This window comes from Bradyrhizobium sp. 956_D2_N1_4 (genome assembly GCF_052076025.1).
In the GTDB taxonomy this organism is placed as follows: Bacteria; Pseudomonadota; Alphaproteobacteria; order Rhizobiales; family Xanthobacteraceae; genus Bradyrhizobium; species Bradyrhizobium barranii.
Map to the genome: position 1 here is coordinate 7,944,408 of NZ_CP197237.1, position 11,478 is coordinate 7,955,885.

The following is an 11,478-nucleotide window of genomic DNA, read 5'->3' on the forward strand; positions in this document are numbered from 1 at the left end:
TTAAATAAGTCAAGGAAGATTGTGGGGTAGGGGGCTTACAATGAAGGGCTGTGGCGAAATTTCGTATTTGCAGTTTAGGGCTGGGCTTCTGACCGTTGTCTGGGAGGCACATATCCAACGCAGCTGTGGGGCTTGCCGCGATGTTCAGAGAAGTCTGTTTTGGTCATCTTATCAGACCTTACCGCCCGGCTTCGGAAATACTGCCTTGATCGACAACAAGAACCGCATCGATCTGAGGCTCGAGAATGCCTCGTTGGGGAAGAGGAATGCCATTCGCGACCACTGGCTGGCCGAGCCGTGCTACCTTGTCGGGAATTGTATGTGCAGCGTCCAGCAGCAGAGGCTCGGGAAGGCCCAGACATCGCCTGCATTGAACCGCCATGCAGGTTCTGGTTGATTGTTTAAATATTTGCACGCGGTATCAGCGGCGGCTCGCGGAAACCCAATTTTTGGAGTGTTCACATGCAGAGCATATTTAAATCACGAATGTTTTTTGGACTTGTTGCAATTGCCATCATTGCAGCGATAGGCGGGTATTTTCTCTTTCCATCAACTGCTCGCACACTTTTGCATGAGCTGAACTTGACGCTTCAAGAAGCCAACGGCAAAGCGACGACTCGTCGGCTACTCCTGGTCAATCAAAAATCTTTGAAGAATTTACCGAGAGTAGATATTGCGGCAAGCATCCGACCGGCAGAACTCAACAAACTCGTGCCCGATCTTATCGAACGCACCAACGCCACGGAGGACTTCAAAAAGCAACGGATCGAGATCCTAGGCGGCACCATTGTTCTTGGTCCTCAACAATTATTGGCAAACATCCAGCTGCGAAAGACTTATCCGGATGTCGAACTAGAACTCAAGGCCACCGCGAACGCGGCAGTAGGTGCATCACAGGAGACCGTCTTCTTCGGGCTCTATTTTGACCGTTTAGAAGTCACCAAGGTCCGCATTACCTCGGAACGCATTGATGTCAGCACCATAACTCCATTTCTCAATGGAGACCTGAAGGACCTTATGGGAGTAATCAACGTGGTGTTCGACCGGGAGGTCAACAAAAAGAAGGCATTCGGCGCTCGCCTAAAGCTTCCTCCCCTCTACGCTAAAAATCTAAAAGAGGAAAACACGAAGAATCTACAATTTGAGTCTCGGCAGGTCGATATCTTTGCGACGATTTCCCAGGCAGCAGCTCTTGTCACGACCGAAGGAGTTGTGGTCCTTGCCGCCGCCGAGAACAAGAAGCCAGACGGCTCTGAATCTGCCATGCCGGCGATCGACGAGCCGACATCCATGACGAACGAGGAAGTCACAAAAGCTATCTCTGAATTTCAGTCCGAATTCTTGAAGCGGTTCAGCGCTGCTTTCGGACCAGACGCACCGGAGTTTTCCAAGAAAACTTTCCTGCTTATCGGAAGGGCCTATGCCGCTCGGACGCTGAATGACGCGCTGATGAACCCTATCTGCGCCAAAGGGAAGGTGACCGAAAATCAGCCGCCGTTCAGCTCACCAATTGCACTGCCGGCTCCTGCGGATCTCAAGTGCAACGACATCGTCAATTCTTGCAAATTCAAAGACATATGTGAAAGCAAGGCATCCTGCACTGAAACCGTCCAAAGGGAAGTGGATTCGACATGCAGCACTGTTCAACAAGTCGCTCAATACGGCCTATTTGGTGCGTTCTTGGGAACTGTAGCGCAGACTGTTACTAACCCGTGCAAAATCTTTCAGCCGTTCACCCAAAACGTTCAATCGGCGACTTGCGACGCGTTCCGGCAGACGCAGAACGTAAGCCCATTATTTTGTAATGCCGCGTCCAATACGATCAAGGCCAAATGCGACACAATCGTAGCTGCTGATAAAGCGTTTTGTCAGGGTGAAGACGCCTTTCGCGCATACATCGTCGCCAATCCAGTAGCGGTCATTAGCGGAACTGTTACGCCTAGTGTCGATTTTAACGCGTGTGTCTCTAATGCGAAGTTCGATCCGAGTTTAAATTCATTCGGTGCAAAACTATCAGGGAAGGCATCAGGTCCGCTAAATGTTCATCTGGCTTTCGAGAATAAGACGCCGCCCGGTCTTGGCATCTGTCAAGTGGATTGGGCGGAAGATTTCAAATTTCAAGCCTCCACCACCATTTCTGACACTGCGCTGACATTTTCAGTTGCTTCGGAGGCAAACGGCGACAACATGAATTTGACGTTCAAGGCTGGAGATCAGAAGCTAAAACTCAATTTCAGTCCGTCTCCAGTGGACGAGATATTCATTAAGCACCCTCAGATGTTAGTTAACTGCTCGCTCCTAGCGGCGGCGACTGCGGGTTACATCACATATGATACGGTCGTGAATGAGAGTGCCCGTAATTGGAGCCCGCTACTATCTGGCAGAGACTATAAGCTCACCGTGAGCGACCTGAGCTTCAAACTCGATATTCCGAAAATTGACGTTAAGGACGTCCATGACGCGATCCTGTTCTCACTGAAGCCAACTTGGTTATCAAACGCGCTCGCATTCCAGAAATAGGAGGGCGTGCTAGCGATCTTTCGACTTGCAATGCATCGCCCGGAAGCTCGCGAACCTGATGGCTATCGATTTTGAAAAGCTTGACGTCATTCATAGAGGCGTCGTTGATGAATGTTGCCAATAAGTATCCTAGCTTGAAGCGAGGCGCACCAATCGCTAATTGCGCTGGAGATTTGTCATGAAACTGATTTTGTGGTGCCTGTCGATTCTCGCATTGCTTCAGTGTTCGCAAGCCCTTGCCACGGAATATCTTTTTCACGTTAGTTGCCAAGACAAGAGACTTGTGGCGCAGTGGAGCACAGGTTCTGTTGATCCTGGGAGAGAATACCTGCGCGTGGCAACGGGCACTAATTTTCCTAATTGTCCTATTACTGATTACGAGGATGGTCGCGATAAAGGTCTTCCACGAGAGCACTATGAATACGCTACCGGTGTCGTTGCGGGTATACCTCTTGTCGGGCGGATTGTTTGCAAGTGGTTCGGTTGTTAATGTGGAGAAGCCCAGCACGTTTCAGGGTGCGGGCCAGATGCCCAGGCGGTCCAATATGATCGAGGCATGTCTCGCACGAAAGACCTGTCTACCCTGCTCGATTAGCCTGTCTCGTATTGCGCTCTCGGTAGTCATGGCACCTCTCCCAGGTTTGAATGTCGGCGAGCAGCATTTCTTCGGCGGTTTCCAGCGTCTCTCTCCGCGGGAGGCCGCCTTGTTGAATGACAGGTTTCCGACGCGGCATGTGGCTTAAAGGCCCTAAGGTCGGTTGATGCGGGTAGAAGTTCTGGGCGCGGTTGAGCATCGCCGTCGTGGGTGCCGCGACGGCAAGATGCGGATCATCGCTAAACATGGCATTACGGAAGCTTGTCTTCACGCAACCGATTTGAATCGCTCGAAGCGCATAGCCAATCGATCTCTAGCCGGATTGTCCTTTGTCCGATCGGGCAAGCGAATAGTTCGGCCAACCGCATTTGTTGTGGTTTGAAAATGCCTCGCTGGGGGTTGATCAGCGGGATGCGTTCCCCCCGAAAGAGAAACCCGGGCTGCGTAGCTGTCAGATGGTCATGAATTTCGTTGAGCCCCGGACGCATTCGAAGGCAGCCACCCGCATAAGCGTATCAGGGCTGCCGTATCCATCCGGTCGCCTTGCGAGCCTCGCTGGCAAATTGAAGTCTCGACCCAGGAAGTGTCGCCTTTGGCCCGACGTAGCCCCACCAATGGGCTTTGACGGTAAGGCGAACTGAGCGAGCGCTTGCAAGTGGCCCGGGTGTGCCGATGGCGAGGAAATGACGAACCGGTCGTCAGAAACCTGCGGTTTTCCACGGATCAGGTCTGTCACCGGTCCAGCTTCGGAGGGCAACGCTCTATCCAGCTGAGCTACGGGTGCTAGTCGAGGTTCATTTAGCCGATTGGCGGGGGGTGGGCAACCTCCGCTTTGCCCGGGCCCGGACGCCCGGCATCGCCCAATTCCTGGTCTTATGCTTCGCTCTTCAATCCCGGAGGCCGGCCGGTCCCGAGATCTCGCCGGAATCGGTCACGAACATCAACGGGCCCGTCTCCGAGGTGGTGAACACGGCCGCCGTGAGCGGGCCGCCGAAGCAGGCGCCGGTATCGAGGTTCAATCGGTTGGCCCGCAGATCGGGTGTCCCGGTCCGGACCGGCGTATGGCCATGGACAACGAAAAGCCCGTGGTCGTGATCCGACGACAGGAAGGGTTCCCGGATCCACAGCAAGTCTCGCTCGGACTGCGACGCCAGCGACACTTCCGGCCGTAGCCCAGCGTGGACGAAAACTCGTCCATGCTCGATTTTCATCAGCGGAAGCGCGCGTATCCAGTCGAGATGCTCGCTCGGCAGGTCGGCGGGATCGTCGATCCCGTAACTGTCGAGCGTCTGCTCGCCGCCGTTTCCCCACCAATTCATGAGGTCGCGGTCGGTGCGCTCCATGTCGGCCGCGCGAAGCAGCATCTCCTCATGGTTGCCCCGCAGACAGACGAAGGGGCGGTCCTGCTTCCCTTCGCTGCCGACGAGAAAATCCATCACCTCGCGGCTTTGGGGCCCCCTGTCGATGTAGTCTCCGACAAGGACGAACTGGGCGCTCCGCAGGCCGCGAATCTGGTCGCACGCGGCGAGAAGCGACGTCAGCTTCTCAAAGCAGCCGTGGATGTCGCCGATCGCGAAGGTGAGCTCTTCGTGCTCGGGAAGATGCAAAGCCAGGTTTCTCCCGCGTGCCAACTTAGATGGTGAGACCCTTTGTCGTGCCTTTGAACCTGATCCGCTCCGGACCCACGCCCACCTTCGCGAGCGATTCAATCACTCTGTCGCTCAGCGTCTTGCCGTCCTTGTCCTTGCGATCGCGTTGAACCGCGGTGAAATCATACACGAGCAGCCCGACATTGGCGCTGCTCACGTTGATCTTTGCCCCCTTCGCAACGGCGCTGATCGCCGCAGCCACATTGCGGTGTCCGTTGCTCCATTCCGCCATCTCGGCCAGATTCTTCGCAACCCATCGATAGCTGTCATCGAACTCCGTCTTGTGAAGGTCGATCACCTTCTGATAGTCCCCGAGCTGACCGACAATGTCGCCGTTCTCCAGCTCGGGGTTGCTGAACGTCTTGGCCTCCCAGAACACTAGATCCACGCCGGTCGCCGTCGTTTCGAAGTTCGCCAGGTCCATGCGGGGGAGGTTCCGCTTGATGCCGGGGACGCCGGATGCGTTGATCGCAATCTCGACGTCGACGACGGAGAGATTGGACGTCGCGATCTCGTGGACGCCTTCCTTCTCCTGTCCGGAATAGGGCGATGCGGCCCTTTTGAGCTTCGCCAGCGTCTCTGTGCCTTCGTAGTCGCGCGTCAGCATTCTTGGCTCGGCGTTGCCGAAGGCGAACTTCCCCTCGACCAGCGAGACCTGATCCTTCAAGTCCGGATTCAGCAGATATTTCTCGTGCGTCGAGGCGGTCACCTTCCCGCCCTTGAATGACACTTTGAAGATGGATTGCCCCTGCCAGTAGACGTTCAGGTACTCGTCCCGAATGCCGATGATGAGTGTGGGATCGGCGAGAACGTCTTTCCACCAGCCATCCTGCTGGGCGAGTGTCTCGAGTGCCTTGCGAAAGTCGTCGCCCCGGATTCCGCGTCTGAAGCTCATCTCATACCTCCCACCATTCGCCATCGCTGCGTCGCGTGACGTTGTCAAAATATCTGGAGAAACTGTCGCCTTCGAATGTGTGAACGGGCACCAGCCTGTCCGGCTGTATTGCGTTCGCGAGCCGCTTGAGATCCAGGATGCTGGCGTGGCCCGAGGTGTGGATGATCTCGATGGGAACGCCGCGTGTCGCGAGATCCGCCTTCAGTCTGGCGCCAGGACCGTCCTTCAGATATCCGTCCCATTGCGACCAGATCGCTCTGGTGCCGGGCCAGAGATTTGCGGTCTCCACGTCGTCGGCCATCGCCGGGCGAAACAGCATCACGGTGCGATCGGCGATCTCGGTGATGCGCTCGCGGTAGATCCGTGCGGATTTGTAGGGATCCAGCAGGTCGAAGCGCTTTTTCCTTGCGATCTGTCGCCGTTGATATTCCGGCACATAGACCGACAAATTGGGCCAGCCGACGTTCGGTAGGCGCTCGTTGCCGGTGGCCCGCAATATCTCCATCGCATAGAGATCCAGCAGCAGCGTCCGGCCGCTACGCTTGCAGGCGCGATAGATGCTGACGATGCGATCGATGTTCTGCGCGGATGCCGAGAGGATGACGAAGCCTGGCTGCTCAAAACTCTCGGTCAGCCGCGCCTCGATCTCGTCCTCCGTCGGGAATTGCGTGTGCTCGTCGAGACGGCCGAGGCTCGACCCCTCCATCAGCATCGTGTCGATATCGCGGGGCGGATTGCTCACCAATCGCTCGAACAGACCGCCCTTGCGACCGTGGGCACGGATGTCGCCGCTGTAGAACAGACGCCGGCCGGCCGCCTGGATCAGCAGCGCATAGGCATCATAGGCCGAGTGATCGACGAGATAGGGCGTGATGCTGAACGGACCGATCTGGAAAGTCCTGCGATCGTTCAGCTCGAATGAAACATTTGGCACGAAGCCGTTGGGCACGAAAGGAGCTGCCGCACACATGATGCGCGCGGTCGCAGCGCCCATGGCGAGGGGGACATTGGGTCTGCACAGGGGGAGCAAACCCCAATGATCGCCGTGTCCGTGCGACAGGACAACCGCACGCAGGGTTGGATCTTCGACGCGAAGCCCGGCCACAGGCGGGAGAAGATCGTCGGACGCGCCGTCGGCATCCAGCGGAAGGCCAAGGTCGAGCAGGATTCGCTCGCCCGCGGCCTCGAGCTCGATGCAGGTGCCACCAATTTGCTGCGTTCCGCGGTGGACACGTCCGCGAAACGAACCGGCTGCTTCGGTCATCAGCGGTTGGTCTTGGCGGCCGAACCGGGTTCGGCCGTCACTCGCGACCAGGCGATGGCGTTTTTGGCGGTGGGGAGGGCAATGCGGGATGGACAGGGAAATTTCAAAGCGAATACGACTCCAGGCAACGACTTATCTATATTCAAACGAGCGCCCGAGAAATTGCGGCTTTTCGAGAAGAAAATGTGAGTGTTGTTCCGGCGCAACATCACCTGTTGGTGAGGCCGAACGCAATAGAACCTTCGGTGGGATGAACGTCAGCCGCGGCTGGACCGGCGATTGGCGGCGACTTGAATCCCGGGCGAGCCGCGATCGGCGCGCGCGAACTCGGCAAGCAGGCGTTCGGAGCAGATGACGCGGTTGCGGCCGAGCCGTTTTGCCGCATAGAGCGCCTCGTCGGCCGCACCCAGCAGCCGGTCGGGGCTGCCGTCGGCCTCAGTGGGAATATAACTGGCGACGCCGACGCTGAGGGTGAGGTGGTCGCCGGCTCCAACAGCTCCATGAGCGATCCGCAAGGCCATGACGGCACCGCGGATCTCCTCGGCGATGGCGCAGGCGGCATCGCACTCCATGTCGGGCAGGATCAGCGCGAACTCTTCCCCGCCATAGCGGCTGGCGAGGTCGAGCGGGCGCACGGCATGGCGGCTGACGACATCAGCGACCGCACGCAGGCATTCGTCGCCGCTCTGGTGGCCGTGCCGGTCGTTGAACAGCTTGAAATGATCGACGTCGACGAACAGCAGCGCCATCGGCTTCTGCGTCCGCTGGGCGCGGGCCCATTCGCTCATCAGCATCTGGTCGAAGGCGCGCCGGTTCGACAGGCCGGTCAGCCCGTCCTTGGTGGCGAGCTCCTTCAGCGCCATCTCGGCGCGCTTCTGATCGGTGAGGTCGCGCAGCGTCTCCACCACGGCGATCAGCTGGCCGGCCTCGTCGTGGATAGGACCGGCGTCGATCGCGAGATAGAGCTGGCTGCCGAGCTTGGGCATCACGCACCAGTTCTCCGCGGAAAAGCCGAGCCCGTTGTGGCCGCGTGCGGCATATTCCGAATAAAACTCCGGCAGCTGCTCGGGACGATCGAGCGCGACCAGGTCGGCGAGGCAGGGGCGCCGGGTCTCGTAGAAGGCCTGCCAGTGTTTCGTCGTGCCGATCACCTCCGCGGCGGGGACGCCGGTCAGCCGCTCGCAGGCTCTGTTCCAGATCACGACGCGGCGCTTGGGGTCGATCACGAAGGTCGGCACCACCAGATGCTGCATCAGCCGCACGGCATAGGAATCCGCGACGTCGACGCCTTTCGCTGACGTTTTCCTCGGCTTCGCCATCTCAGGCCACCGCCGCCACCGGCGTGGCATCGTTCGGACCGAACAGCTTTCGCACCTCGGCGGCCGGCTTCGGTTTGCTGAACAGATAACCCTGCATCTCCGTGCAGCCGAGCGCGCGCAGCATCTCGCGCTGCGCCTCGGTCTCGACGCCCTCGGCGACGGTGGTCATGTGGCTCGCCGCGGCGATGTTCACCACCGCCTGCACGATCACGGGCGCGCCACTGGTCTCCGCGATGTCGGCGACGAAGCAGCGGTCGATCTTGATCTTGTCGAACGGGAAGCGCTTCAGATAGCTCAGCGAGGAATAGCCGGTGCCGAAATCGTCGAGCGCGATGCGCACGCCGATGGACCGGAGCTGGTGCAGTATCGAGAGCGCGGCCTCGTCGTCGCGGATCAGCACGGCCTCGGTGATTTCGAGCTCGAGCCGGGAGGGAGAGAGCCCGGAGGCGGCGAGTGCGCCGGCAATCCGCAGCGCCAGCGTGTCGCATTTGAGCTGCACCGGCGAGACGTTGACCGCAATCCGCACATGCGCCGGCCAGGTCGCGGCCTCGTTGCAGGCCATGCGCAGCACCCAGTCGCCGAGCTCGTTGATCAGGCCGGTATCCTCGGCGATCGGAATGAACTCCGCCGGTGACACCCAGCCGCGTTCGGGATGCCGCCAGCGCAGCAGCGCCTCGCAGCCCGACACGTCGTTGGTGCGCAGGTCGACCAGCGGCTGGTAGTGGATCTCGAAGCCGCCATTCACCAGCGCCTGGCGCAGATCCTGCTCCATGGTCAGGCGCGCCTTGGCGCTCGCGTCCATCTCCGGCTCGAAGAAGCGATGGGTGCGGCGTCCTTCGGCCTTGGCGCCGTACATCGCAAGATCGGCGTGTTTGATGAGCTGGTCGAGATCGGTCCCGTCCTGCGGCGCCAGCGCGATGCCGATGCTGGCGTCGGTGGAGAGCTGATGGCCGAGGCAGTGATAGGGCTGGCGGATCGCCTCGTAGATCCGCGTCACGAACGACAGTACGTCCGCAGAGGACTGGATTCTGGTCTGGATCACCGCGAATTCGTCGCCGCCGAGCCGCGCGATCAGGTCGCTCTTCTTGAGGCAGCCGCGCAGCCGGGTCGCGATCGCCTTCAGCAGCTCGTCGCCGACGTGATGGCCGAGCGAATCGTTGATGCCCTTGAATTCGTCGACGTCGATATAGAGCAGCGCGAACTGCTCGCCGCCGGCGACCTTCGCCAGCTCGCGTTCGATCTGTTCGCGGAACAGCGTGCGGTTCGGCAGGTCGGTCAGCGCATCGTAATGCGCCATATGCGCGATCTTGTCGTGGGCGCGCCGCCGCTCGGTGACATCCTCGACGACGCTGATGAGGTAGCGCGGCTCGCCGGACTTGTCGCGAATACCGATCCGGGTCGAGGTGATGTAGCGCGGTCCCTTGGTCTGGCTCTGCCAGGCGTGCTCGTCCTTGAACAATCCCCCGGGCGCCTGCAGCGCCTTGCTGTCGTCGTCGTTGACGATCCTGGCGGCGGCCTCCGGATACATGTCGAAAGGAGTCTTGCCGACGATGACGTCACCCGACTGGCCGAACTGCTCCTCGGCGGTCCGGTTGACCAGCAGATATTGCCGCGTCAGGGCATCTTTCACCGTGATCTGCGAGGGGATGTGATCGATGATCTCGCGCAGGAACATGTAGTTGCGGTCGCGCTCCTGCTCCAGATTGCGCCGCTCGGTGATTTCCTCGATCGTGGCGACCCATCCGCCCTGCGCCAGCGGGGTGTTGATGACCTGGAAGGCGCGGCCGTTGGGCAGTTCGTGGATCCTGCTGGAGACCTTGCCCTCGGCGACGACCCGCATCACATCGGTGCAAAACGTCTCGACGTCGCCGCCGAACGTGCCACGCTCCTTGCGATGCTGCATCGCCTCGCGGATGTGACAGCCGGGCTTGATGATGTCGTCGGACAGGCCGAACATCTCGGAGTAGCGGCGATTGCAGGTGACGATAAATCCGGCGGCGTCGTACAGGATCAGCCCTTGCGACATGTTGTTCAGGGCGGTGTCGAGCCGCAGCCGTTCCGCTTCGATCCGCTCCTGGGCTTCCCGGTTCTGCCGGCTGATCTGGCGGATGATCAGGAAGAGGATCAATGCGATCACGATCGCCGAAAGCGTTGCCGTGGTGACCATGAAGCCGGTCTGCTGACGCCAGTCGGCCAGCGCGGCGCTCGTGGTGTTGGTCGCGACGATGACCAGCGGGAAATGCGACAGCGAGGCCCCCGAGCCGAGGCGGTCCTCGCCGTCGATCGGTCCCTTGACGCGCAGCGTGTGCCGGCCGCCCTCGGCCAGCATCTTGCGCATCAGCGGCGCATCCTTGAAATTCCTGCCGATCAGCTCTTCAACATGCGGATAGCGCGCCAGCATCTTGCCTTCGCGGTCGAACAGCGAGATCGCCGTACCCTCGGCAAGCACGACGGATGCGAAATACTGCGAGTAGCTGTCCGGATCGATCCGCCGGACCATTGCGCCGAGGAAGGTGCCGTCCGCGCCGCTCAGCCGCCGCGCGACGATCGTGGTCCATTTATCGATGATGAAGCTGCGGACCGATTCCAGGATGACCGTTTCGGCCATCGGATCGGATTTGAACCTCTGGAAGTAGGCGCGTGAGGAGACGTTGATCTTGGGCAGCGGTTGGGCCCGCGACCAGTTGATCAGCTCGCCGTCGGCATCGTAGATCGCGATGTCGCCGAGATAGGACACGGAGCTGATCTTGCTCCGCAGCATCTGGTTCGTCGCGAGCCCGGACATGCGCTCGCGGAACATCGCCGGCGAGGTGATCTCCGGCAGGTTCATCTGCCCGATCAGGTCGGCGGCGACGACGTCGGAATCCTGGAATTGCTGATCGAAGTGCCGTGCGATCAGCTGCACCGTGTTTTCCAGCTCGCGCTCGCGGTTGGCCAGGGTGCGCTCGCGGAATTCGCCGACGGCCATGGCGGTCACGGCAAAGATCCCGGCGACCAGCAACACGCCGCACAGGGTCAGCCAGAGGACAGGACCACGCCGCGCCAAGGCCGCCCAGCCGTTGGTCGCGGCTGATGACATTCCGGCTGTCACCGTGGAAAAGACCTGACGCATTCCCCCTCCCTGGAAGGACAGGAATACACCGCACAAATGGCGCAAACCTTAGGAAAGCCAGTTACCTAAGCATTAATCGGGTTGTGCAGTCGCGCCCGTATGCAGTGGGGCGGGAATCACGTCG

The 11,478-nt window shown here is 59.7% G+C and carries 8 protein-coding genes; 3 read left to right on the forward strand and 5 right to left on the reverse strand.

Annotated elements, in window-relative coordinates; translation table 11 throughout:
- Positions 1 to 462 precede the first annotated feature (462 nt).
- Together AB7535_RS37530 and AB7535_RS37535 are read left to right on the forward strand one after the other, a co-directional pair.
- Positions 463 to 2,520: a hypothetical protein gene (locus tag AB7535_RS37530; RefSeq protein ID WP_354133964.1), complete on the forward strand. Its 2,058-nt coding sequence runs from the start codon at positions 463 to 465 to the stop codon at positions 2,518 to 2,520.
- A gap of 178 nt (positions 2,521 to 2,698) precedes the next feature.
- Complete coding sequence (locus AB7535_RS37535; protein WP_354133965.1) at positions 2,699 to 3,010, forward strand: hypothetical protein; 312 nt, start codon at positions 2,699 to 2,701, stop codon at positions 3,008 to 3,010.
- A gap of 992 nt (positions 3,011 to 4,002) precedes the next feature.
- Here the strand turns inward: AB7535_RS37535 and AB7535_RS37540 are convergent.
- Genes AB7535_RS37540 through AB7535_RS37550 form a run of 3 tightly spaced genes read right to left on the reverse strand, consistent with a single transcriptional unit; the run spans position 4,003 to position 6,803 of the window.
- On the reverse strand, positions 4,003 to 4,722 hold the full coding sequence (locus AB7535_RS37540) for a metallophosphoesterase family protein (RefSeq protein WP_354113286.1): 720 nt from the start codon (positions 4,720 to 4,722) through the stop codon (positions 4,003 to 4,005).
- Between the two features lie 25 nt (positions 4,723 to 4,747).
- A complete protein-coding gene (locus tag AB7535_RS37545) occupies positions 4,748 to 5,659 on the reverse strand; it encodes a hypothetical protein (RefSeq protein WP_354113287.1) in 912 nt (303 codons plus the stop codon).
- A 1-nt stretch (position 5,660) separates the two neighbouring features.
- On the reverse strand, positions 5,661 to 6,803 hold the full coding sequence (locus tag AB7535_RS37550; RefSeq protein WP_354113345.1) for an MBL fold metallo-hydrolase: 1,143 nt from the start codon (positions 6,801 to 6,803) through the stop codon (positions 5,661 to 5,663).
- Here AB7535_RS37550 and AB7535_RS37555 point away from each other — a divergent pair.
- Positions 6,696 to 7,112 (forward strand): hypothetical protein, encoded by a 417-nt coding sequence (locus AB7535_RS37555; RefSeq protein ID WP_354113346.1) that lies wholly within the window; start codon positions 6,696 to 6,698, stop codon positions 7,110 to 7,112. The two genes, AB7535_RS37550 and AB7535_RS37555, sit on opposite strands and share 108 nt — an antisense overlap.
- Before the next feature lie 68 nt (positions 7,113 to 7,180).
- Here AB7535_RS37555 and AB7535_RS37560 read toward each other — a convergent pair whose 3' ends face one another.
- Both AB7535_RS37560 and AB7535_RS37565 read right to left on the reverse strand, forming a co-directional pair.
- Positions 7,181 to 8,242 (reverse strand): sensor domain-containing diguanylate cyclase, encoded by a 1,062-nt coding sequence (locus tag AB7535_RS37560; RefSeq protein WP_354113288.1) that lies wholly within the window; start codon positions 8,240 to 8,242, stop codon positions 7,181 to 7,183.
- Between the two features lies 1 nt (position 8,243).
- Positions 8,244 to 11,354 (reverse strand): bifunctional diguanylate cyclase/phosphodiesterase, encoded by a 3,111-nt coding sequence (locus tag AB7535_RS37565; RefSeq protein WP_354113289.1) that lies wholly within the window; start codon positions 11,352 to 11,354, stop codon positions 8,244 to 8,246.
- Positions 11,355 to 11,478: the final 124 nt, after the last annotated feature.